This window comes from Streptomyces sp. NPDC060035 (genome assembly GCF_042736635.1).
Lineage (GTDB): Bacteria > Actinomycetota > Actinomycetes > Streptomycetales > Streptomycetaceae > Streptomyces.
In genome coordinates this window covers 135,277-155,857 of the sequence record NZ_JBHWVO010000013.1, presented here as the reverse complement: position 1 = coordinate 155,857, position 20,581 = coordinate 135,277, and the positions used below count along the sequence as shown (strand labels likewise).

24 protein-coding genes, 1 pseudogene and 1 riboswitch are annotated in these 20,581 nt (G+C 70.4%); of the genes and pseudogenes, 12 read left to right on the top strand and 13 right to left on the bottom strand.

What is annotated here, in order from left to right; all coding sequences use genetic code 11:
- Window positions 1–85: 85 nt before the first annotated feature.
- Window positions 86–1,114 carry an NAD-dependent epimerase/dehydratase family protein gene (locus ACFWBQ_RS21800; RefSeq protein ID WP_385491591.1) on the top strand — a complete coding sequence of 343 codons (1,029 nt, stop codon included), beginning with the start codon at window positions 86–88 and terminating at the stop codon, window positions 1,112–1,114.
- A 66-nt stretch (window positions 1,115–1,180) separates the two neighbouring features.
- On the opposite strand, the gene ACFWBQ_RS21795 is transcribed toward ACFWBQ_RS21800, so the two are convergent.
- The 8 genes from ACFWBQ_RS21795 to ACFWBQ_RS21760 form a co-directional block, all read right to left on the bottom strand.
- Window positions 1,181–2,758 carry an alpha/beta hydrolase gene (locus tag ACFWBQ_RS21795; RefSeq protein WP_385491424.1) on the bottom strand — a complete coding sequence of 526 codons (1,578 nt, stop codon included), beginning with the start codon at window positions 2,756–2,758 and terminating at the stop codon, window positions 1,181–1,183.
- 149 nt (window positions 2,759–2,907) lie between these two features.
- Entirely contained in the window at window positions 2,908–3,693 is a 786-nt protein-coding gene (locus ACFWBQ_RS21790; RefSeq protein ID WP_385491421.1) for an urease accessory protein UreD, read from the bottom strand.
- Window positions 3,690–4,367 (bottom strand): urease accessory protein UreG, encoded by a 678-nt coding sequence (ureG, locus tag ACFWBQ_RS21785; RefSeq protein WP_385491418.1) that lies wholly within the window; start codon window positions 4,365–4,367, stop codon window positions 3,690–3,692. Before ureG ends, ACFWBQ_RS21790 begins: the two co-directional genes overlap by 4 nt.
- A 33-nt stretch (window positions 4,368–4,400) precedes the next feature.
- Window positions 4,401–5,066 (bottom strand): urease accessory protein UreF, encoded by a 666-nt coding sequence (locus ACFWBQ_RS21780; RefSeq protein ID WP_385491415.1) that lies wholly within the window; start codon window positions 5,064–5,066, stop codon window positions 4,401–4,403.
- A 17-nt stretch (window positions 5,067–5,083) separates the two neighbouring features.
- On the bottom strand, window positions 5,084–6,805 hold the full coding sequence (locus ACFWBQ_RS21775) for an urease subunit alpha (protein ID WP_385491412.1): 1,722 nt from the start codon (window positions 6,803–6,805) through the stop codon (window positions 5,084–5,086).
- Window positions 6,798–7,109 (bottom strand): urease subunit beta, encoded by a 312-nt coding sequence (locus tag ACFWBQ_RS21770; protein ID WP_385491409.1) that lies wholly within the window; start codon window positions 7,107–7,109, stop codon window positions 6,798–6,800. Before ACFWBQ_RS21770 ends, ACFWBQ_RS21775 begins: the two co-directional genes overlap by 8 nt.
- 15 nt (window positions 7,110–7,124) lie before the next feature.
- Window positions 7,125–7,427 (bottom strand): urease subunit gamma, encoded by a 303-nt coding sequence (locus ACFWBQ_RS21765; protein ID WP_351178846.1) that lies wholly within the window; start codon window positions 7,425–7,427, stop codon window positions 7,125–7,127.
- Between the two features lie 136 nt (window positions 7,428–7,563).
- Window positions 7,564–8,193, bottom strand: coding sequence for a TetR/AcrR family transcriptional regulator (locus tag ACFWBQ_RS21760; RefSeq protein ID WP_385491406.1), 630 nt, complete (start codon window positions 8,191–8,193; stop codon window positions 7,564–7,566).
- Between the two features lie 107 nt (window positions 8,194–8,300).
- On the opposite strand from ACFWBQ_RS21760, the gene ACFWBQ_RS21755 reads away from it, so the two are divergent.
- The 4 genes and pseudogenes from ACFWBQ_RS21755 (at window position 8,301) to ACFWBQ_RS21740 (ending at window position 11,097) form a co-directional block, all read left to right on the top strand.
- A complete protein-coding gene (locus ACFWBQ_RS21755; RefSeq protein ID WP_385491404.1) occupies window positions 8,301–9,296 on the top strand; it encodes an ABC transporter permease in 996 nt (331 codons plus the stop codon).
- A 106-nt stretch (window positions 9,297–9,402) separates the two neighbouring features.
- Window positions 9,403–9,771, top strand: a pseudogene (locus tag ACFWBQ_RS21750) (ATP-dependent Clp protease proteolytic subunit); the annotation flags it as partial.
- 6 nt (window positions 9,772–9,777) lie between these two features.
- On the top strand, window positions 9,778–10,086 hold the full coding sequence (locus tag ACFWBQ_RS21745) for a hypothetical protein (protein ID WP_329213435.1): 309 nt from the start codon (window positions 9,778–9,780) through the stop codon (window positions 10,084–10,086).
- Window positions 10,087–10,426: 340 nt separating this feature from the next.
- A riboswitch (cyclic di-AMP (ydaO/yuaA leader) is annotated at window positions 10,427–10,623 on the top strand.
- Between the two features lie 3 nt (window positions 10,624–10,626).
- Window positions 10,627–11,097 carry a C40 family peptidase gene (locus tag ACFWBQ_RS21740; RefSeq protein ID WP_385491400.1) on the top strand — a complete coding sequence of 157 codons (471 nt, stop codon included), beginning with the start codon at window positions 10,627–10,629 and terminating at the stop codon, window positions 11,095–11,097.
- Between the two features lie 69 nt (window positions 11,098–11,166).
- Here the strand turns inward: ACFWBQ_RS21740 and ACFWBQ_RS21735 are convergent, their stop codons facing one another.
- Complete coding sequence (locus tag ACFWBQ_RS21735; protein ID WP_385491397.1) at window positions 11,167–11,808, bottom strand: LysE family translocator; 642 nt, start codon at window positions 11,806–11,808, stop codon at window positions 11,167–11,169.
- Window positions 11,809–11,880: 72 nt separating this feature from the next.
- Between ACFWBQ_RS21735 and ACFWBQ_RS21730 the strand changes: the two genes are divergently transcribed.
- Window positions 11,881–12,798 (top strand): LysR family transcriptional regulator, encoded by a 918-nt coding sequence (locus ACFWBQ_RS21730; RefSeq protein WP_385491394.1) that lies wholly within the window; start codon window positions 11,881–11,883, stop codon window positions 12,796–12,798.
- A 2-nt stretch (window positions 12,799–12,800) separates the two neighbouring features.
- Here ACFWBQ_RS21730 and ACFWBQ_RS21725 read toward each other — a convergent pair whose 3' ends face one another.
- Window positions 12,801–13,232, bottom strand: a complete 432-nt coding sequence (locus tag ACFWBQ_RS21725) for an ATP-binding protein (protein ID WP_385491391.1) — start codon at window positions 13,230–13,232, stop codon at window positions 12,801–12,803.
- A gap of 232 nt (window positions 13,233–13,464) precedes the next feature.
- Here ACFWBQ_RS21725 and ACFWBQ_RS21720 point away from each other — a divergent pair, with 232 nt between their 5' ends.
- Both ACFWBQ_RS21720 and ACFWBQ_RS21715 read left to right on the top strand, forming a co-directional pair.
- Entirely contained in the window at window positions 13,465–14,322 is an 858-nt protein-coding gene (locus ACFWBQ_RS21720; RefSeq protein WP_385491388.1) for a helix-turn-helix domain-containing protein, read from the top strand.
- Window positions 14,323–14,353: 31 nt separating this feature from the next.
- Complete coding sequence (locus ACFWBQ_RS21715) at window positions 14,354–14,575, top strand: DUF397 domain-containing protein (RefSeq protein WP_385491385.1); 222 nt, start codon at window positions 14,354–14,356, stop codon at window positions 14,573–14,575.
- On the opposite strand, the gene ACFWBQ_RS21710 is transcribed toward ACFWBQ_RS21715, so the two are convergent.
- On the bottom strand, window positions 14,568–15,716 hold the full coding sequence (locus ACFWBQ_RS21710) for an 8-amino-7-oxononanoate synthase (RefSeq protein ID WP_385491383.1): 1,149 nt from the start codon (window positions 15,714–15,716) through the stop codon (window positions 14,568–14,570). The genes ACFWBQ_RS21715 and ACFWBQ_RS21710 overlap by 8 nt on opposite strands.
- 144 nt (window positions 15,717–15,860) lie before the next feature.
- Between ACFWBQ_RS21710 and bioB the strand changes: the two genes are divergently transcribed.
- From bioB to ACFWBQ_RS21690, 4 genes are all read left to right on the top strand, one after another.
- The gene (gene bioB, locus ACFWBQ_RS21705; protein ID WP_385491380.1) at window positions 15,861–17,024 is read left to right on the top strand and encodes a biotin synthase BioB; all 1,164 of its coding nucleotides are present in this window, start codon (window positions 15,861–15,863) and stop codon (window positions 17,022–17,024) included.
- Window positions 17,017–18,321, top strand: a complete 1,305-nt coding sequence (locus tag ACFWBQ_RS21700) for an adenosylmethionine--8-amino-7-oxononanoate transaminase (protein ID WP_385491377.1) — start codon at window positions 17,017–17,019, stop codon at window positions 18,319–18,321. The genes bioB and ACFWBQ_RS21700 overlap by 8 nt, the downstream gene beginning before the upstream one ends.
- Window position 18,322: 1 nt before the next feature.
- On the top strand, window positions 18,323–19,012 hold the full coding sequence (bioD, locus tag ACFWBQ_RS21695; RefSeq protein ID WP_385491374.1) for a dethiobiotin synthase: 690 nt from the start codon (window positions 18,323–18,325) through the stop codon (window positions 19,010–19,012).
- Window positions 19,013–19,078: 66 nt separating this feature from the next.
- Window positions 19,079–19,771, top strand: coding sequence for a class I SAM-dependent methyltransferase (locus tag ACFWBQ_RS21690; protein WP_385491371.1), 693 nt, complete (start codon window positions 19,079–19,081; stop codon window positions 19,769–19,771).
- A gap of 59 nt (window positions 19,772–19,830) precedes the next feature.
- Here the strand turns inward: ACFWBQ_RS21690 and ACFWBQ_RS21685 are convergent, their stop codons facing one another.
- Both ACFWBQ_RS21685 and ACFWBQ_RS21680 read right to left on the bottom strand, forming a co-directional pair.
- Window positions 19,831–20,202 carry a fic family toxin-antitoxin system, toxin component gene (locus ACFWBQ_RS21685; protein WP_385491368.1) on the bottom strand — a complete coding sequence of 124 codons (372 nt, stop codon included), beginning with the start codon at window positions 20,200–20,202 and terminating at the stop codon, window positions 19,831–19,833.
- A complete protein-coding gene (locus ACFWBQ_RS21680) occupies window positions 20,199–20,426 on the bottom strand; it encodes an antitoxin (RefSeq protein WP_356880039.1) in 228 nt (75 codons plus the stop codon). The genes ACFWBQ_RS21685 and ACFWBQ_RS21680 overlap by 4 nt, the downstream gene beginning before the upstream one ends.
- Window positions 20,427–20,581: the final 155 nt, after the last annotated feature.

The window sequence follows — 20,581 nt, the reverse complement described above, 5'->3', positions numbered from 1 at the left end:
GCGTGGAGTCTGCTCCTGGCAGATCCTCCTGGCCCGGCGGTGTGACGGTCCGTAGTCTTCCCGCATGAGCAGAGGACGAGCGTTCGTGCTGGGCGCCACGGGGCAGATCGGCCGGGCCGCGGTGCGGGCTCTGGCGGTGGACGGCTGGGACGTGACGGCGGCGTCGCGCGGGGGTGGCCGGGACGTCAGCTGGGGGACGGAAGTCCGCGAGGTATCGCTCGACCGCGAGGACGAGGGCGCCCTGGCCGCCGCGCTCGGCGACGGCTGCGACGTCCTGGTCGACATGGTGGCGTTCGGCCGGGCCCACGCCAGGCAGCTGACCGGGCTCACCGGTCGCATCGGCTCGGCCGTCGTCATCTCCAGCGGTGCGGTGTACGAGGATGACGAGGGCCGCGGCTTCGATACGCAGGGTGAGCCCGACGGCGCTCCTCACTATCCGCTGCCGATTGCGGAGACACAGCGCACCGTGGCCCCCGGCGACACGACGTACGCGACGCGGAAGATCCAGCTGGAGCAGGAGCTGCTCGCGGCCGGCGACGAACTGCCGGTGACGCTGCTGCGGGCGGGCGCGATACACGGGGCGCACTGCCGCACGCCGCGCGAGCTGTACTTCGTCAAGCGTCTGCTCGACGGACGTGGGCGACGGGTGCTCGCGTACGACGGGATGTGCCGCTTCCATCCGGTCCATGTGTCCAACCTTGCCGAGCTGATACGTCTCGCCGCGCTGCGGCCGGCTTCGCGGGTGCTCAACGCCGGGGATCCACAGGCTCCGACCGTCTCCGAGATCGGTGCGGCCATCGATGGCGTGCTCGGCCGGAAGACGGAAACGGTGCTGGTGGCGGGCGCCCCTCCTGAGGGACACGTCGGCGAGACACCCTGGACGAGCGCTCATCCCATCGTCTACGACATGACTGCCGCCCGGCAGGAGCTCGGCTATGTGCCGGTGACGGACTATGCGGAATCACTTCCGAAGACCGTCGAGTGGCTCGCATCCCAGCTGCACGGACGGGAGTGGACCAATGCCTTCCCGAAGATGGCGCTGAACTACGGCGAGGGCCTCTTCGACTACGCGGCGGAGGACGCCTGGCTGGAGCGGTACGACGGCGAGGCCTGAGCCCGGTCGGCGAAACGGGCGCCCGGTTGGATCTCCGGCCGCCCGCTCGCTGACTTCAGATGACGCTCACGGCTTCGGTGTGGCGTGCGGAGTGCACGTCACATCCCGCCGGTCGGTCCTGCCGGTGAGCAGGTAGGTGTCCACCCGCTCGTTGATGCAGGGGTTGACCAGGCCGGTGACGCCGTGCGAGCCGGCGCCCTTCTCGGTGATGAGACGGGAGCCCTTGAAGCGCTTGTGCAGCTCGACGGCGCCTTCGTACGGAGTGGCGGCGTCACGCGTGGACTGCACGATCAGCACGGGAGGTAGGCCCTTGCCGGTCCTGACGTCCAGCGGGGTCTGCTGCTTCGCCGACCAGGTCGCACAGGGCAGGTTCATCCAGGCGTTCGCCCAGGTCATGAACGGGTATTCCTTGTGCAGCGCGGTGTTGTCGCGGTCCCACTTCTTCCAGCTGGTGGGCCACTTGGCGTCCGCGCACTCGACCGCCGTGTACACGGCGTTGCTGTTCTCCGAACGGGCGTTGCCCGCGGTGTCCGACAGGTCGGGAGCGGCTGCGTCGATCAGCGCCTGGGTGTCGCCGGCCAGGTAGTCGCTCCAGGTCCGAGCGGTGGGTGCCCAGGCGGAGTCGTAGTACGGCGCGCCCTGGAAGAAGCCGATGAGTTCGGCGGGGCCGAGGACGCCGCCGATCGGGTTCTTCTTGGCCGCTGCGCGCAGCTTCAGCCACGCCTGCTCGACCTTCTCGGGCGTATCGCCGATGTGGTAGGCGGCGTCGTTCTTGGCGACCCACGCCTTCCAGTCGTTCCAGCGCGTCTGGAAGGCGACGTCCTGGTTGAGGTTGGCCTCGTACCAGATGTTGTCCTTCGCAGGATTGACCACACTGTCGACGACCATGCGGCGCACGTGGTCCGGGAAAAGCGTGCCGTAGACCGCGCCCAGGTAGGTGCCGTAGGAGACGCCCAGGAAGTTGAGCTTCTTCTCACCGAGCGCGGCGCGGATGACGTCCAGGTCGCGTGCGGTGTTGGGCGTGGTCATGTGCGGCAGCATGTCGCCGCTGCGTTCGGCGCAGCCGTCCGCGTACTCGGCGGCGAGCTTGCGCTGCCCGCGCTTGTCCGCCTCGCTGTCGGGCACCGGGTCCGCCTTCGGTGCCTTCACGAACTCCTGCGGGTCGATGCAGGAGATCGGCGCCGAGTGGCCGACACCGCGCGGGTCGAAGCCGACGAAGTCGTATGCCTTCGCGGCGTTCACCCAGAGCGGGTTCTTGGTGACGATGCGCTTCGGGAACGCCATGCCGGAGCCGCCGGGGCCACCGGGGTTGTAGAGGAGCGCGCCTTGGCGCTCGTCCTTCGTGCCCGTGCTGACGTGCCGGTCGACGGCGAGCTTGATCTGCTTGCCGTTCGGCTTGGCGTAGTCGAGCGGTACGGTCACCCATCCGCACTGGATGGGTGTGGCGATCGCCCAGTCGGCCGGACAGTCCGTCCAGTCGATGCCGGCCTTCGCCGCCCGGGCGGCGGCGAACTGGACACCGCGCGCCTCGGAATCGCCGTGGTGGCGGCCGTCGGCACTGGCTGCCGGTGCGGCTATCGCACCCGCTATGAGCGTGCCCGCGATCAGAGTGCCGGCCGAGCCGAGCACTGTTGTGCGTCTCAAGTGGACCTCCCCCTGTGTGATGCGCCGCTGACGGCGCAGTTGTTCGTGTGTCCAGCGGATCCTTTCGTCTGTGGGGCTGCTGAGAACAGGGCGTACGCATGTTTCTTTACCGAACCAATAACCGGTGACCGCTGTCCCGCTGAGCGGACTCAGGCCCCGTGGCCGGCTTTGAGCCCGTGCAACAGCCCGGCGAGCGCCTCGTCCAGAACGCCGCGCAACAGCCGCGCGTCGGCGGCGAGCGCCGTCACCAGGACGGCGGGGCCGGCCAGCGGAGTGAGCGCGGCAGTGGGGCCGAGGAGCTGGGGCACAGGAAGGGCGCCCTCGAACGCGGGGTCGACGAGGAGTAGTTGTCCTACGGCCCGGTGACCCCCCAGGACCGCCGCACCGTCCCATCCGCCGTGTGCCCCGGGCCCGTACGCAAGCTGTTGGTCGAGCAGCGGACGGCCCGCCCGGCGGACGGTCAGGCGGGTGGAGAGGCTGCCGGGGCCCTCGCCGTGCCGCCCCAGTACCTGTTCCTCGCGCAGCACCAGACGTGCGGTGGCGGCGAGTTCGACCCGGGTGCTCTGGTCGAGCTCGCTGCCGTACGCGGAGATGAGCTGCTCGGGGAGCCAGCGGAGTTCTGCCCCCTCCCCGACGCTCAGCCTCATCGCGTAGGAAGCGCGCCCTGTGTCCGCCCGCGCGCCCGGCAGCGCCACGGTGGCCGCGGCGGAGTCCACGGCCAGCCGGGCACCGTCCTCGGCCCGCGCCTCGATGGTGAGGCGGTCGCCGCCGAGGGGGGCGCTCATCGCCCCGACGACAGTGACGCGCGCGTACGAGGGCTCCGGCGATCTGGTGCGGCGCAGGGCCAGCGGCCCGTCGCTCTCCAACACGGGGAGCGCGGTGGAACCCCGCCCGTCGGGGGCCGCGGTGATGCGAGCGGTGGCCTCGACGCTCATGCGGTCCAGGCCGCGAGCTGCGCCCGCACCCAGTCTGCGACGGGCGCCACACCCTCGCCGGAGGTCAGGGAGGTGAACACGACAGGGAGTTCGCCCCGCTGCTCGGCGGCGTCGCGGGCCATCCGGTCCAGGTCGGAGCCGACGTACGGAGCGAGATCCGTCTTGTTGATGACGAGGAGGTCGGACGTGGTGACCCCGGGGCCGCCCTTGCGCGGGATGTCGTCGCCGCCCGCGACGTCGATGACGAAGACCTGAGCGTCGACCAGCCCTTTGGAAAAGGTGGCGGTGAGATTGTCGCCGCCGGATTCGACGAGGATCAGGTCGAGCGGCCCCACGGAGTCCTCCAGGTCCTCGACGGCTTCGAGGTTGGCGGAGATGTCGTCGCGGATGGCGGTGTGCGGGCAGGCACCGGTCTCGACGGCCTGGATGCGCTCGGGCGGCAGCACGGCGTTGCGCAGGAGGAAGGCGGCGTCCTCGCGGGTGTAGATGTCGTTGGTGACGACGGCGATGGACAGCCGGTCACGCAGCGCGCGGCACAGGGCGGCGACGGTCGCGGTCTTCCCGGAACCGACGGGGCCGCCGAGGCCGATGCGCAGGGCGCGCCGGGTGCCGTCGGGGCGTGCGGCGTCGGAGCTGACGGCTGCGGGGCCGTTGTGGTCGTGGTCGAGGTGCATGGGTGTGGCTCCCGGTGGTCAGGTGTGGAGTTCTCAGGACGCGAACAGCCGGACCGGCCAGGCCGCGTGCGCTTCGGCGGTGATGTCGAGCAGCGGAGCGGAGGCGGCGGGCAGGGCGTCGATGCCGCCCAGGGCGGCTGCGGCGGCCTGTTCGGCGACCCGGTCGAGTTCGGGTGTGAGGCGGGCGAGCATGGCGGTGGCCTCGAAGGGGTTCAGGGAGAGCAGCCGGACGACCGCGGTGGCCGGGCCGCTGACTGCTTCGTACACGGCGCAGTGTGCTGCGTCCTCGGGCCCCAGGCCCGCCGCGCGTGCGGTGAGGCCGAGGACGACGGGCTGGTGGGCGCCTCGCGGCCGGGCTGCTGCGAGCGCGGCCAGCTCGGGACCGGGCCAGGTTGCCCGCGCTGCCCGCATCAGTTGGCGGCCGAGCCTGCGTGCGACAGCCCGCAGCGCGGGCGAGGGGGTCCGGGCGTCGGCGGCCTCGTCGAGTGCGAGCGGGTCGAGGCCGTGGGCCGCCGCGGCGGCGAGTGCGGCCGAGGTCAGTCCGGTGGTGTGGAGTCGGCCCAGGCAGAAGCCCGCCAGGTCCTGGGCGTTACGGATGTGTCCTGCCTTGACGGCCGCCTCGGCGCCCCCGGAGTGGGCGTGGCCACCGGCGGGGAACCGGCCGTCGGCGAGGACGAGCAGGGCGGCGCGCGTCGTCATGGAGTGCTGTCCCGCCCTCAGAAAAGGAAGTAACGCTGGGCCATGGGGAGTTCGGCTGCCGGAGCAGGTTCGACCTGCTCCCCGTCGATGGTCACGGCGAAGCTGTCGGGGTCGACCTGGACCCGCGGCGTGGCGTCGTTCTCCCGCATGTCCGCCTTGGTGACGCCGCGGGTACTGGTGATCGGCACGAACGCCTTGCCGAGCCCCAGACGGTCCGGCAGTCCGTCCTCGATGGCAGCTGTGGCCACGAAGTTGAGGGAGTTGGCGGCGGGAGCACGCCCCACAGCGCCGAACATCGGGCGGGGCATGACCGGCTGCGGTGTGGGAATCGAGGCGTTGGCATCGCCCATCTGTGCGTAGGCGATCTGGCCGCCCTTGATCACCGTCTGCGGCTTGACGCCGAAGAAGGCCGGGTCCCACAGCACGAGGTCGGCGAGCTTCCCTGTCTCGACCGAGCCGATCTCCCGGTCCAGGCCTTGGGCGACGGCAGGGTTGATGGTGTATTTGGCGACATAGCGACGAGCCCGGTGATTGTCGGCGGCCCCGTCGCCCGGCAGGGAACCGCGTCGCCGCTTCATCACATGGGCGGTCTGCCAGGTACGCAGGATCACTTCGCCGATCCGTCCCATCGCCTGGGAGTCGGAAGAGATGATCGAGATGGCGCCGAGGTCGTGGAGGATGTCCTCGGCCGCGATGGTCGAGGGCCGGATCCGGGACTCGGCGAAGGCGAGATCCTCCGGCACGGCGGGGTTGAGGTGATGGCAGACCATCAGCATGTCGAGGTGTTCCTCGATCGTGTTGACGGTGTGCGGCCGGGTCGGATTGGTGGAGCTGGGCAGGACGTACGGCTCCGAGACCACGCTGATGATGTCGGGGGCATGACCGCCGCCCGCACCTTCGGTGTGGTAGGCGTGAATGGAGCGCCCGGCGATGGCAGCCAGGGTGTCGGCGACGAATCCGGCCTCGTTGAGCGTGTCCGTGTGGATGGCCAGTTGCGCGCCGGTCTCCTCACAGACGCCCAGACAGGCGTCGATGACGGCGGGAGTGGCGCCCCAGTCCTCATGGATCTTGAACCCCAGCGCTCCTGCGCGCAGCTGGGAGTGCATGGCCTCGCGGGACATCGTGTTGCCCTTGCCGAGCAGGCCGATGTTGACGGGATAGCCCTCGAGAGCCTCGAACATCCGGGCAAGGTGCCAGGGGCCCGGGGTGATGGTGGTGGCCTTGGTCCCTTCCGCCGGCCCCGTGCCGCCGCCCACGAGCGTGGTGATGCCGGAGGAGAGCGCCTGGTCGACGAGCGTCGGGGAGATGAAATGGACGTGCGCGTCGATGGCACCCGCGGTGATGAACTTGCCGTTGCCCGCGATGATTTCGGTCTCGGGCCCGATGACCAGATCAGGATGGACACCATCCATCGTGTCGGGGTTGCCGGCCTTGCCGATGCCGGTGATCCGGCCGTCGCGGATACCGATGTCGGCTTTGACGATGCCCCAGTGGTCGATGATGACGGCGCCGGTGATGACGGTGTCGGGTGCACCCTCGGCGCGGGTGGTGCGCGCCTGGCCCATCGATTCGCGGATCACCTTGCCGCCGCCGAACACCGCCTCGTCACCGGCCCGCCCGGGACCGCCCGAGCGGTCCTCCTCGATCTCGACGACGAGGTCGGTGTCGGCGAGCCGGATGCGGTCACCGGTGGTGGGCCCGAACAGATCGGCGTACACGGCGCGGCTGAGCTCAGGCATCGAGGGAACCTCCGGTTTCGCCGCGCAGCCCGGGGACGGTGCGCAGGCCTGCGAGCGGGACGAGTTCGACGTCGACCGGGATACCGGGCTCGAAGCGCACGGCGGTACCGGCTGCGATGTTCAGCCGCAGCCCGTGAGCTGCACGGCGGTCGAAGTCCAGACCGGGGTTGGCCTCCGCGAAGTGGTAGTGCGAGCCGACCTGGACGGGCCGGTCGGCGGCGTTGAGAACAGTGATACGGGTGACGGGGCGCCCCTCATTGAGCTGCACCTTGCCCTCGGCGTACAGGATCTCTCCGGGAATCATCGGCCGCTCCCCCCGTCAGACGATCGGATCGTGGACGGTGACGAGCTTGGTGCCGTCCGGGAAGGTGGCTTCGACCTGGACGTCGTGGATCATCTCGGGGATGCCGTCCATGACGTCCTCGCGGGTGAGCACCTTCCTGCCGGAGGCCATCAGTTCGGCGACGGTCCGGCCGTCGCGGGCGCCTTCCAGGAGGTGGGAGGTGATCAGAGCGACCGCCTCGGGGTGATTCAGCCGCAGCCCGCGCGCCCTGCGTTTCTCGGCGACATCGGCTGCCACATGAATGAGCAGGCGTTCCTGTTCGTGCGGAGTCAGTTGCACGCTTCCACCTCTTCGTCTTCCGCCCGGTACCGGCCCGGACGCAGCGGGACCCTATCCTTCTTCAACACTCTGTTGAATGATGAAGCGGATCGCGCGGCCAGGTATTGCACGTTAGGGCGGAAGTTTTTCCGGCGCGTTAACTGATCTTTTGCAGATCCATGGACATCAGACCGCGCAGGCCGCTTTCGAGGACCTCGGGTCCGACGTCGCCGAACATGGCGAGTTGGGCGATGTACCCCTGGGCGACGGCGATCAGCGTGCGGGCGACGTGCTCGTCCGGCACCTCGGCGGTGAGCACACCGGCTTCGCGGTACACACCGACCAGCTCCGCCCAGGCCACGCGCAGACCCGCATAGGCTTCACCGAGCGTGGCCGCCAGCCGCTCGCTGCGCAGGGTCTCGGACCACACCTGGACGATCAGCCCGGCGTAGGCCCTGCGGTCCAGCCCGCGCGCCCCGTCCGCCTCGGCACAGAAGAGGGTGCGCACCACGCGGCCGATCAGGACATCGGGGGTCGGCGGCGGACTGTCCCGGGCGGCCTGTTCGAACGCCTGGCGGACGCCGTGGACCGCCTCCCCGGCGATGGCCGCGATCAGGTCCTCCTTGCCGCTGAAGTAGCGGTAGACCGCGCCCGCCGACAGCCCGACCTCCCTCAGCACGTCCTGCATCGAGGTGCCGTGGAAACCGTCACGGGCGAAGGAGCGTGCGGCGCCGTCGAGGATCTGCCGACGGCGGGCGTCGAGGTGTTCCTGGGATACGCGAGCCATGGTCCCAACCTAAAACGAACGTTTCTTCTTGACAAGTCATCGCCTCGGCCGGACAGTGGAGCGATCGTAAAACGAACGATCCTTCTCTTTGAAATGAGGCGCTCGTCATGCCTGCTGGACAGAACCGCCGCGCGGTGGCGGTCATCCTGCTCGTACCCCTGATGGTGACGCTCGCGCTCTGGGCCTTCTCATGGCCCACCGCCCGTACAGCGCCGCGGGACCTGCCCGTGGGCATCGCAGGCACCGCACCGGCGGCCGAGCAGTTGCAGAAGCAGTTCGAGCGACGCGAGGGCGCCTTCGAGATCCACCGCTACGACGACGCAGCCGCCGCCCGCACCGCTATCGAGGACCGGGTCGTATACGGCGCCGTCGTGGCTACCGAGCAGGGCCCGCACCTGCTCACCGCATCGGCGGCGAGCCCGGTCGTCTCCCAGCTGCTGCGCGAAGCGGTCACCGCTGCGGCCCCTGCGGGTACCGCAGTGCCGGTCACCGATGTCGTCGCGGCACCCGGGGCCGATCCCCGCGGCGGCGCCCTCGGCGCGAGCATCCTGCCGTTGGCTCTGGCGGGAGTCGCCTCCGGAGCGCTCGTGACCCTCATGAAGCTGCGCGGCGCCCGTGCCGCCGTGACACTGAGCGGCGCGGCCACGCTCGTGGGTATCGCCGCCACAGCTGTGGCCCACAGCTGGCTCGGCGTGATCACGGGCGACTGGTGGACCGAGGCCGGCACCATCGGACTGACCGTGCTGGCGATCGGCTCGGCCGTAGCGGGGCTCGCCGCTCTGATCGGCCCGCCGGGCATCGGACTGGGCGCACTGCTGATGGTGCTGCTGGGCAATCCGTTCTCCGGGGTCACCAGCGCCCCCGAGCTGCTTCCCGAACCTGTCGGCACGATCGGCCAGTGGCTGCCGCCGGGCGCGGGCGGCTCACTGCTGCGATCCGTGGCGTTCTTCGACGGAAGTGCGGCCGGCGGGGCCCTGTCGACACTGGCGATCTGGGTCGCACTCGGCCTCGCCGCCGTCCTGATCGGCGGACGCAACCGGCCGGGCAACGCCGACGCCACCGAACCCTCAGAGCGGAAACCCGCACCCGCCCTCACCGGCTGAGCGATTCCGCACCGGAGCCGCCGTGCACCCCCGCCGTAGCGGACGGGGGCGCACGGCTTCCTGTCGTTGCGCTGCCCCGAGTCGGTCGTCCCGGTCTTTGCAGTACCTGTCCTGCGAGGTGGAGACCTTCTGCCTCGGCCAGGCGGGCTCCTACGCCGCCGCGCTGCTCGCGGCCGGCGCACCCGACCGCCGACATGCTCTGCCCGGCGCCCGGGTAGTCATTCAGCAGCCGGCCCTCGACGAGCCGGTACAGGGCCAGCCCTCCGACCTCGAGATCACGGCGCGCGAGCTGATGCGTGAGCGCGAGATGCTCACCGCGATGCCGACCCGTCACACGAGGCGTTCCGCACAGGACATCGGCACCGACCTCGAGCGGGACACGATCCTCGACGCCCCGGCCGCCAAGGCGTACGGACTGGTCGACCACGTCACGGAGAACCGCAAACCGACTCGGCCGCCACACCCCGCGAGGTGATCCCCGTTGCTCTCTCCCCAGCTCCCCCCGCTCCCCGCGCTGACCCGCGCCGAGGGAGAGTTCATCGACTGCTACCTGGAAGTACTCGACCAGGTCGGCCGGATCAATCCCGCCCGGGGCAGCGACACCTACGGAGCGCTCCGGGCCGCCCAGGCACTGGCCTCACGGGCCACCGCCCTGCGCGACGCGCTCGCCCTGATGCATGAGCGGGGCGAAGCCCAGATCCATGCGGCCACCTTGGCCCGGGCCTTGCGGGTACTGGACGGGGAGAGGCGCGCAGGGCGGGTCACCGTGCCACCCGAATCGACGAGTTGACCGCCCCTCCGCCCGGCTCCCCCGCCGGACCGACTTCCCTACGCCCCTGCACGACACGCCCGATGGGCAGATCGGATTTCCTCGCTCGTTCGGCGTAGACCATCCCCCCGCACGAGGGACAGTTCAACTTGCGCAGTGCGCGCGGACACTGACCGGAATTCATCGTTCCGCTGCTGGTACGAGGCTGGCCGCCCAGCGTCGCGTCACCCCCGGATCCACTCCGTCCACCCGAATGGATCAGCCGTGACGACTCTCACATAACGCATTTCACCGCGGAAAACCGGCAGTTCGTGAGTAAAGATCCCTGGGACGACAAGCCCCCGCCACCGCGGCGGGGCGGTCCGGGCGGACGCCGAGTCCTGCCGCCGTCCGGATGCCTGGTCGACAGGAGTGGATCGGCAGGAGTGGAGGACCCGAGCACAACGGGTCGACCGGATATCCGTTCGACCCTCGGGGTGAAGCCGCCGTGTGCGGCCGGGCAACTTCGCCAGCCCGAACCCGACAGGTCATCCTTCACAGGCGGCTGACGAAGGGTTGCGCATGACTGCGCAGGTTCATGTCCCGTCACTTTTTGCCCGGGTCGGTACGGCCTCGGTTCTCACATTCGCTGTCGGCAGCACCATGCTCGCCCCAGGCCTCGTCAATGAGGCCGAGGCCTCCTCCCTCTCGATAAGGGCGCTCAACATCGCCGCCTCGAAGAAGGGGTCGCCCTACAGGTACGGCGCCAGCGGCCCCCACCGCTTCGACTGTTCGGGCCTCACGCTCTACTCGTTCAAGAGGGCGGGCAAGAAGCTCCCCCGCACGGCCCAGCAGCAGTACAACAAGACCCGCCATATCTCCTCGTCGCAGCGGCAGCGCGGCGACCTGGTCTTCTTCCACGCGGGCCGGAGTGTCTACCACGTGGGCATCTACGCCGGCGGCGGCAAGATCTGGCACTCGCCGAAGACCGGGGCGGTGGTCCGGCTGGAACGGATCTGGTCGAACAGCATCTGGTACGGGCGGGTCCGCTGACCGTGACCCCCTGCTGATGCCGCCTTCGGCCGTCCCTGCTGGTGTCGCCAATCGGCCGACCCTGCCGATTCAGTGCACCAGGGACCCGGTCACCAGCACGAGCCCGAGTGCGGTGAGCGCCGCGCCGCTGCCGCCCTCGATCGCGCGGGCGGTACGCGGTCGGCGCAGCCGGCGGCCGAGGCGGTCCACCAACAGGGCCACGGCCGGGAACCAGAGGAGCGCCAGCACCACGACCAAGGCCGCCAGCAGCAGGGTTCTGGGGAGCGGCGGCTGTCCCTCGGGGACGAACTGGGGCAGCAGGCTGAGGAAGAGCACGGGCGCCTTCGGGTTCAGGGCATTGGTCAGGAATCCCTGGCGCAGTGCCCGTACCGGCCGCATCGGCTTTTGGCCGGGCGCCTCCTCCGGAGCGGAGGCGCCCGCCGCGGCCCGCCGCCGTAGCGCGTACAGGACGCTCACCCCCAGGTAGAGCACATAAGCGCCGCCGAGCAGCTGCACGGTGCGGAACAGGACGGGCATCGTCACCAGCACCGCGGCAAGTCCGGCGACGGCCAGCGCGGTGTGCACGAGCAGTCCCCCGGCGACACCCAGCGCCGCAGCGATCCCGGACCGGCGCGAGGCCAGGGCGTTGCGTACGACCACGGTGAAGTCCGCGCCGGGCAGCGCGACCATTCCTGCGGCGACCGGGACAAAGGCAAGCAGTTGTGCGTCCATGGGTACACCCTGGACCGGCCGACCCTTTAGCGTGTACTTGCAATCTTCTGGGTCTGCCAAAAGGAATGCTTTATGTACGATCCGACACGGCTGGCCGCGCTGGTGGCGGTCGCGGAGGCCGGTTCGATCACAAGGGCGGCCGCGAGGCTCGGCTACACCGCGCCCGCCCTCTCTCAGCAGCTCGCGAAACTGGAGCGGGAGGCCGGTGCCGCGCTCCTGGTGCGCCACCACCGCGGGGCGCGCCTCACGGCTGCCGGTGAGGTGCTGGCCGGGCGGGCCAGACGAGTCCTGGACGAGATGGATCAGGCGCGGCACGAGCTGGCCGGGCTCGCGGGGCTGTCAGGAGGGCGACTGCGGGTCGGCACGTTCACCACGGCCGGGATTCATCTGCTGCCCCCGGTCCTCAGTGCCTTCCGGCGTGCTCACCCGGATGTGGAGCTGACCGTGACGGACTACGAGCCGCCCGGCGGGGTCGCAGCCGTGGCCGCGGGCGACGTGGATCTGGCGCTGACCCATGCGTACGAACCGGCTGTCGCCGATCCGCTGCCCTCCGGGGTGTCCGCCGAGCCGCTGCTGGTCGAGGAGCTCGTGTTGATCACGGCCGTGGGGCAGGCGCTCTCCGAGGGCAGCGGCCGGCTACCGGTGGCCGAGTTGGCGGGCCGTCCGCTGATCAGCAGCGCACCGGCACATCCACCCCGGCGGGGGGTGGAACGTGCACTGGCCGACGCGGGGGCGACGCCTGCCGTGGTGTGCGAGTCCCCCGGTTATGCGCTGGTGTGTGCACTGGTCAGCGCGGGCCTCGGCGTTGCCGTGGTGCCCGAGATGGTGGCGTCGATGTCTCCGACGCCACTCGCCGTGCGACGGCTCGAACCCTCCGGCTTCCGGCGAACGATCTCCGTGGTGCACCGGGGCGACCGGACGACCGCCGCGGCAGCGACCCTGAAGGCGCTGCTCCGCAGCGGCTTCGGGCGCGCCACGGGTGCGCGGTGACGTCAGGTCTGCGCGGGAACGACCCAGGGAAGAGCGATCGATACGGTCTTGCCACCGTCCGGGGTGGGGCTGACACTCAGCCTGCCGCCGCATTCCTTGGCGAGAGCCCTGATGATCACCATGCCGCGCCCGTTGTCCTGCTGGACCGCGGCGGGCAGGCGTTGGGGCCAGCGGGGGTGACTGTCCGTCACCCCCAGATAGAGCTCGACATCCCGGTCGAGGCGGAGATCCACCGTGAAGGTGGGCGACTGCCCGAAGGTGTGCTGGACTGCGTTGGTGGCGAGCTCCGAGAGGATGAGCCGGATCGTGTCGGCGGCGTCGGTTCCGTCGGGCAGGCCCCAGTCGGCGAGAACGCCGGCCACGTACCTCCGGGCCCTGGAGACCGAGACCGGTTCGCTCGGCAGAGTGACGGTTGCTTCTTGATGGTCTGCCATGGCGACGCCGTCCCTTTCGCGCCCTGACCGATCTGCGATCGGCCTGGATTGTGCTTCGCGCCAGATTGCCACTGATGCTGCCCTCTGTAACGTCGATCCACCAAGATATGCATATATCTGTCGCCCAATACGGTGAACTCTGCCCCGGAAGCCGTATACGAGCGCAACACTGGCCCTTTTCCGAGCCGAACCCGGTACGGGCCGGCTCTCCGCGGAGCGGAAGGAGGCCGGCATGCAGCACGGCCCAGCGGTACGCCGACGCAAGCTCGGCGAGGAGCTGCGGAGTCTGCGCCACACCACGGGACTCACGAGCCGGGAGGCAGCCCGCCTGCTGGGCTGGCACCAGTCGAAGGTGAGCCGGATCGAGACGGGTGCGAGCGGGGTGACTCCTGGCGATGTGACCCGGCTACTGGACGCCTACGACGTGGACGACGTGCACCTCCGCTCCCTCCTGGAGGCGCTCGCTGGCTCGGCGGGCGGCGGCGGCACCGGGTGGTGGCATGCGTATCGCGGCCTCATCCCGCCCCAGTACCGCGACTTCATCAGCCTGGAGTCCCAGGCCGGAGCCGCCCGCACGCTGGAGACCTCGGTGGTGCCGGGACTGCTCCAGACCGCCGGCTACGCACGGGCGGTGACCCGGTCCTCACTGGACGGGCTGCCGCCCGGACAACTGGACTCCCTGGTGGAGGTCCGGCTCGCCCGCCAGGGAGTGCTGTACTCACAGCGCCCGCTGCAGTTGAGCGTCGTACTCGACGAAGCCGTGCTGCGGCGCGGAGTCGGCGGCCCCCAGGTCATGAGGGAACAGCTCGACCATCTGGCACATGCGGCTCAACTTCCCCACGTGCAGCTGCAGTTACTGCCGTTCGAGGCCGGCAGCTACATCGGCCTCACTGGGCCTTTCGTTATCTTCTCTTTTCCGAACATTTCTGATCTGGATGTGGTCGTTCTTGACCATTTGACGAGTAGTCTCTATCTGGAGCGGAGAGAAGACCTTGAGGCGTACAGCTCGGCCTTCCGCACGATGCAGACTCACGCGCTGTCGCCGGAGCGATCGCTGGACCTCATCGCCGCAGTCAGCCGCGGTGACTGACCGGACCTACAGACTGCCCGAGGGGGGCACGATGTCCGACCGTCTCGCACAGGACCGACTTGCACAGCACGCACTGTATTGGCGCCGCAGCAGCCGCAGCACCGGGATGAACAACTGCGTGGAAGCAGCCCCGCTCGGCGACGGACATCTCGCCGTACGCGACTCCAAGAATGTGAACCTGCCGTCGCTGCGCTTCTCGGCGACGGCCTGGACCTCCTTCGTCGCCGGCCTGGGTGACCGCCGGATCAGCTGACCCGGGAGGGTGCCGATGCCACGATCGTGGCCACCGCGGTCGCGATCTGCTCCCGGCTGAGGTCGGCCCGTGCGGTCAGCCGCAGCCTGGAGATCCCGTCCGGCACCGACGGCGGCCGGAAGCACCCCACCGCGAGTCCGGCCGTACGGCAGTCCGCTGCCCAGCGCACCGCCTCCGCCGCGGACGGCGCGCGGACGGACACGACCGCCGCGTCGGGGCGTACGGCTGTCAGACCGGCAGCGGTCAGCCGGTCGTACAGGTCGATGGCGACTGCACGGGCCCTGCCCGCCCGTTCCGGTTCGCGGCGAAGCAGCCGGAGACTGCCCAGGGCCGCGCCTGCCGCTGCCGGCGCCAGACCGGTGTCGAAGATGAACGTCCGGGCCGTGTTGACCAGATGGTCGATGACCCGGGCAGGGCCGAGGACCGCACCACCCTGGCTGCCCAGGGATTTGGAGAGGGTGAGCGTGGCGACGATGCCTTCGCCGCCGGCCAGCCCGGCGGCGGCGAGCGCTCCGCGTCCGCCCTCGCCCAGCACGCCCAGGCCGTGCGCGTCGTCCACGAGAAGTGCGGCGCCCTCGGCCCGGCAGACATCGGCGAACTCCGCCAGTGGCGCGGCGTCGCCGTCCACCGAGAAGACGGAATCCGTGACGGCCAGCGCACGTCCGTCGTGCGCGTGGAGCGCTTTGCTCACCGCGTCGGGGTCCGCGTGGGGCACGACGGCCGTGGCGGCCCGTGAAAGCCGGCAGCCGTCGACGATCGAGGCGTGGTTGCCGGCGTCGGACACGATCAACGAGCCGTGCCCGGCGAGTGCGGTGAGGGCGGCGAGATTGGCCGCATAGCCGGATGAGAGCACCAGAGCCGCTTCGAAACCGCAGAAGTCCGCGAGCTCGCGTTCGAGTTCGGCGTGCAGCGCGGTGGACCCGGTGACCAGCCGTGAGCCGGTGGCGCCCGCGCCCCAGTGCCGAGCCGCCTCCGCCGCCGCGGCGGTGACTTCGGGGTGCCGGGTGAGGCCGAGATAGTCGTTGCTCGCGAGGTCCAGCAGTTCCGCTTCGGCCGGCCGGGGCCGCAGGGTCCGGACGAGTCCGGCGGTGGCACGGCGGCGGGCCTCGTCATCGATCCAGTCGAACGGGGCGAAGGACATGGGGCGGTCCCTATTTGTAGGCAGCTCACAGACCCTAGCCCGATGAGCAGCGGGTCAGGATGTGGCAATACACACACCCTTGGCCGCCTCTCCTGTCTGGTTCCTCCTTGGCCGATGGCCGTGCCGTAGGTAAGGATCAGGGCCATGGACCTGCTGAACACGCTGGTGGACAAGGGGCTGCGGCGCGAACTGCCGACCCGTGAAGAAGCGCTCGCCGTGCTGGCGACCTCCGACGACGAACTGCTCGACGTGGTGGCTGCCGCCGGAAAGGTACGCCGCCAGTGGTTCGGGCGGCGCGTGAAACTGAACTATCTGGTCAACCTCAAGTCCGGGCTCTGCCCCGAGGACTGCTCGTACTGCTCGCAGCGGCTGGGCTCCAAGGCGGAGATCCTCAAGTACACCTGGCTGAAACCGGACGAGGCGACGAAGGCAGCAACCGCCGGGGTGGCCGGTGGCGCGAAGCGCGTGTGTCTGGTGGCGAGCGGCCGCGGGCCGACGGACCGGGACGTCGACCGGGTGTCGCAGACCATCGAGGCGATCAAGGAACAGCACGAGGACGTCGAGGTGTGCGCCTGCCTCGGCCTGCTGTCCGAGGGACAGGCCGACCGTCTCAGGTCCGCGGGTGCCGATGCGTACAACCACAACCTCAACACCTCGGAGGGGACGTACGGGGACATCACGACGACCCACACGTACGCCGACCGGGTGGACACCGTGCAGCAGGCCCAGGCCGCGGGCCTTTCGGCGTGCTCCGGGCTGATCGCGGGGATGGGTGAGACCGACGCCGACCTGGTGGACGTCGTCTTCTCGCTGCGCGAGCTGAACCCTGACTCGGTGCCGGTGAACTTCCTGATTCCGATGGAGGGGACCCCGCTCGCCAAGGAGTGGCACCTCACCCCTCAGCGGTGCCTGCGCATTCTGGCGATGGTCCGGTTCGTCTGCCCGGACGTCGAGGTACGTCTCGCGGGCGGGCGCGAGGTCCATCTGCGCTCGATGCAGCCGCTCGCCCTGAACCTGGTCAACTCGATCTTCCTGGGCGACTACCTGACCAGCGAGGGCCAGTCGGGCCAGACCGACCTCGACATGATCGCGGACGCCGGTTTCGAGGTGGAGGGGGCGGGTACGACGACGCTTCCCGAGCACCGTGCGCAGGTGGGCGGCGGCTGCGGTTCCCACGACGGCGGCTGTGCACCCTGCGGCGACGCACCCGAGACGGCTGCGGACGACGCCGAGGTCCCGGCGGCGCGTACGGATCTGGTGGCGGTCCGCCGCCGCGGTGCCGGTACGGACCTCGCGCCCAATGCCTGAACCGCTCTCGCCCGCCCGGCTGCGCGACCTGGACCGGGCCCACGTCTGGCACCCCTACGGCCCGATGCCGGGCCGCCAGGAGCCGCTGGTCGTGGAGTCCGCGTCCGGCGTGCGGCTCCGGCTCGCGGAACCCGCCCACGGGCACCACGAGCTGGTGGACGGCATGTCCTCCTGGTGGTCGGCGGTACACGGCTACAACCATCCGGTGCTCAACGAGGCGGCACGCGGCCAGCTGGACCGGATGAGCCATGTGATGTTCGGCGGGCTCACCCACGAGCCCGCCGTCCGGCTGGCGACCCGGCTGGTGGAGATCACTCCGGAGCCGCTGCAGCACGTCTTCCTCGCCGACTCCGGATCGGTCTCGGTCGAGGTCGCGGTGAAGATGTGCCTGCAGTACTGGCGCTCGGCCGGGCGGCCCGCCAAGCACCGGCTGCTGACATGGCGCGGGGGCTATCACGGGGACACCTGGCAGCCGATGTCGGTGTGCGATCCCGAGGGCGGGATGCACGAACTGTGGTCGGGAGCCCTCCCGCGGCAGGTCTTCGCGGACGCGCCGCCGGACGGCTTCGACGCCGAGCCGGACGACGCCTACGTGCGTCATCTGCGGGAGATCGTCGCGGATCACGCCGAGGAGCTGGCCGCGGTGATCGTGGAACCGGTGGTGCAGGGTGCGGGCGGAATGCGGTTCCACTCGCCCGCGTACCTGCGGGTGCTCCGCGAAGCGTGCGACGCGAACGACGTGCTGCTGGTGTTCGACGAGATCGCGACGGGATTCGGTCGTACGGGGAAGCTGTTCGCGGCCGGGCATGCCGGGGTCTCCCCGGATGTCATGTGTGTGGGCAAGGCTCTGACCGGTGGCTATCTGACGCTGGCCGCCACGCTGTGCACGTCACGGGTGGCGGAGGGCATCTCGAGCGGAGATGTGCCGGTGCTGGCGCACGGGCCGACGTTCATGGGCAATCCGCTCGCCGCGGCGGTGGCCTCCGCGTCAGTCGATCTGCTGCTGGGCCAGGACTGGGAGCAGGAGGTGAAGCGGATCGGCACGGGACTGCGGCAGGGCCTCGCGGAGGCCGCCGGCCTGCCGGGCGTACGGGACGTACGGGTGCTGGGCGCGATCGGAGTCGTACAGCTCGATCACGAGGTGGATATGGCGGCCGCGACGCGTGCCGCGGTCCGCGAGGGCGTGTGGCTGCGGCCGTTCCGCGATCTCGTGTACACCATGCCGCCCTATGTGACGGGTGACGACGATGTGGCACGGATCTGCCGGGCCGTGTGCGCGGCAGCACGGGAAGGCTGAGATGACGATTCTGGTGGTGTCGGGTACCGGCACCGAGATCGGTAAGACGGTCGTGACAGCCGCGGTGGCCGCGGCCTTCCGAGGCCGCCGGGTCGCGGTGCTCAAGCCCGCCCAGACCGGGTTGGCCCCTGGCGAACCGGGCGACGCCGCCGAGGTGGTTCGGCTGGCGGGTGCCCATGTGACTGCGGTCGAACTGGCCCGCTTCCCGGAGCCGTTGGCCCCGGCGACGGCCGCGCGCCGGGCCGGTCTGGCGCCCGTACGCCCGTACGAAGTAGCCGAAGCCGCTCAGAAGCTGGCGACGGAGCACGATCTGGTGCTCGTCGAGGGTGCGGGCGGGCTGCTGGTCCGGTTCGACGACGAGGGTTCCACCCTGGCGGACGCCGCACGCCTGATGGCCGCGCCCGTGCTGGTCGTGGCACCCGCGGGCCTGGGGACCCTGAATGCCACCGCACTCACGGCTGAGGCCCTGCGGGTGCGCGGCCTCGAGTGCCTCGGCGTGGTGGTGGGCAGCATGCCGCTCGAACCGGACCTCGCTGCCCGGTGCAATATCGACGACCTTCCGGTCGTGGCGGGCGCCCCGCTGCTCGGCGCGGTCCCGGCCGGGGCGGGATCGCTGCCCCCGGCCGACTTCCGTGCACGGGCCGCGAGTTGGCTGGCACCGGAGCTCGGCGGGGACCGGAACGGCCGATGAGCGGCTGAGCGGGCCCGCACGGGGGAGAATCGAGGTAGCCGTACCTGTCCCTCGAGGAGGCCCGTCATGCCGAGGTCCGTTACGCATCTGCGCAATACGAAGATTCCACGGGATGCGGTACACCACCCGGTCTTCGCCCGGTTCTACGCCCGGATGAGCGTGACCGCCGACCTGAAGGGCGGCATCGCCGCCCACCGCGAGGAGCTCCTGTCCGGACTCTCGGGCCGGGTCATCGAGATCGGCGCGGGCAACGGCCTCAACTTCGCGCACTACCCCGGGGCCGTCTCCGAGGTGGTGGCGATCGAACCCGAGCGCAGCCTGCGTCAGCTGGCGGCCGGCGCGGGCCTGCGTGCGGAGGTCCCGGTCGATGTGGTGCCGGGCACGGCCGAGGCGCTGCCGGTCAAGAGCGAGGCCTTCGACGCGGCCGTGGCCTCGCTCGTCCTGTGCACCGTCCGGGACCTGCCCCGCGCCCTCGGCGAAATCAAGCGCGTGCTGCGGCCGGGCGGTGAACTGCGCTTCTTCGAGCACACGCTGGCGTCCGGCCGGGCGCTGGCGACTGCCCAGCGCGCGGTGGACCGCACTGTCTGGCCATTGCTCTTCGGGGGCTGTCACACGGCGCGCGACACTCTGGCAGCGATCGAGGCGGCCGGCTTCGAGCTGGGGACGTACCGCAGGCTGCGGATCCCGGACCGGGGTGTGCAGCTGCCGTCCTCACCCTGCGTGCTCGGGGTGGCCCGTCGGTCCATGGTCGTGGACTGAGGTACGCGGCGCGCGCCGGTGGACTCAGGTGTGCGGCGCGTGGGTGGAGGCTGCCCGGGTCACAGGCTCCACCGGCGCAGCTCCTCCGCAATGGCCCGGACGTCTGCCTTGCCCTCCTTCACCAGCAGGGCCAGGTCGCGCACCTGCTCGGGCGACGTGATGACCTTCAGCCCCGAGGCGACGAGGTAGCCGTACGCGACTGCGGACGCGAACATCGCGTTGGAGTGCTCGAGAGCAGGTACGTGCAGGAGCAGCTGCAGCAGGGCTGCCGCCCGGGAGTGCGGATCGCTGTAGACGGGGCTGCCGAAAATCTCCGCCTCGTGCCGGCTTACCGCCGCGACGAGCGCACCCCAGTCGACGACCTGCGGATCACCGGGCGTCTTGTGCTCGGCGACCATGAGCAGCCAGGAGAGGTCGATCTGCAGGTTCAACGGCTGCCTTCGCGCTCCGGGCCGAACTCCTCGGCGAACACCGACTCGTACTGCTTCATGAAGTCGGCCGCGGCCTCGACGAAGGTGTGTCCCACCTCGCCGGCATCCTGTTTGACGAGCTCCTCTATGTAGCGGTTCACGCTCATCCCCCGCTGCAGCGCGCGCTGCCGCGCTGCTTCGGCGGTGGCCTCGTCCACTCGAACGTTCAGCTGAGTCTTGGGCACACCATCACGCTAGCGCGCCCGCGCTAGCACCGGCAAGAGGAACCGGAGCGTGCCCCGTACACCGGTGGCCACCGCCCGCGGGCCGGGGACCCTCGCGCCGCCGGTGAGCTCGGACAACACCGGCGCACGTCCCCCGTCACGGCGCGCGCCCGGCG

Bases quoted from the DNA above. Each gene is read 5' to 3' on its own strand.
- ACFWBQ_RS21790 (WP_385491421.1), bottom strand. From the start codon at position 3,693: ATGAGCGTCGAGGCCACCGCTCGCATCACCGCGGCCCCCGACGGGCGG.
- ureG (WP_385491418.1), bottom strand. From the start codon at position 4,367: ATGCACCTCGACCACGACCACAACGGCCCCGCAGCCGTCAGCTCCGAC.
- ACFWBQ_RS21780 (WP_385491415.1), bottom strand. From the start codon at position 5,066: ATGACGACGCGCGCCGCCCTGCTCGTCCTCGCCGACGGCCGGTTCCCC.
- ACFWBQ_RS21775 (WP_385491412.1), bottom strand. From the start codon at position 6,805: ATGCCTGAGCTCAGCCGCGCCGTGTACGCCGATCTGTTCGGGCCCACC.
- ACFWBQ_RS21770 (WP_385491409.1), bottom strand. From the start codon at position 7,109: ATGATTCCCGGAGAGATCCTGTACGCCGAGGGCAAGGTGCAGCTCAAT.
- ACFWBQ_RS21760 (WP_385491406.1), bottom strand. From the start codon at position 8,193: ATGGCTCGCGTATCCCAGGAACACCTCGACGCCCGCCGTCGGCAGATC.
- ACFWBQ_RS21755 (WP_385491404.1), top strand. From the start codon at position 8,301: ATGCCTGCTGGACAGAACCGCCGCGCGGTGGCGGTCATCCTGCTCGTA.
- ACFWBQ_RS21740 (WP_385491400.1), top strand. From the start codon at position 10,627: ATGACTGCGCAGGTTCATGTCCCGTCACTTTTTGCCCGGGTCGGTACG.
- ACFWBQ_RS21735 (WP_385491397.1), bottom strand. From the start codon at position 11,808: ATGGACGCACAACTGCTTGCCTTTGTCCCGGTCGCCGCAGGAATGGTC.
- ACFWBQ_RS21730 (WP_385491394.1), top strand. From the start codon at position 11,881: ATGTACGATCCGACACGGCTGGCCGCGCTGGTGGCGGTCGCGGAGGCC.
- ACFWBQ_RS21725 (WP_385491391.1), bottom strand. From the start codon at position 13,232: ATGGCAGACCATCAAGAAGCAACCGTCACTCTGCCGAGCGAACCGGTC.
- ACFWBQ_RS21720 (WP_385491388.1), top strand. From the start codon at position 13,465: ATGCAGCACGGCCCAGCGGTACGCCGACGCAAGCTCGGCGAGGAGCTG.
- ACFWBQ_RS21715 (WP_385491385.1), top strand. From the start codon at position 14,354: ATGTCCGACCGTCTCGCACAGGACCGACTTGCACAGCACGCACTGTAT.
- ACFWBQ_RS21710 (WP_385491383.1), bottom strand. From the start codon at position 15,716: ATGTCCTTCGCCCCGTTCGACTGGATCGATGACGAGGCCCGCCGCCGT.
- bioB (WP_385491380.1), top strand. From the start codon at position 15,861: ATGGACCTGCTGAACACGCTGGTGGACAAGGGGCTGCGGCGCGAACTG.
- ACFWBQ_RS21700 (WP_385491377.1), top strand. From the start codon at position 17,017: ATGCCTGAACCGCTCTCGCCCGCCCGGCTGCGCGACCTGGACCGGGCC.
- bioD (WP_385491374.1), top strand. From the start codon at position 18,323: ATGACGATTCTGGTGGTGTCGGGTACCGGCACCGAGATCGGTAAGACG.
- ACFWBQ_RS21690 (WP_385491371.1), top strand. From the start codon at position 19,079: ATGCCGAGGTCCGTTACGCATCTGCGCAATACGAAGATTCCACGGGAT.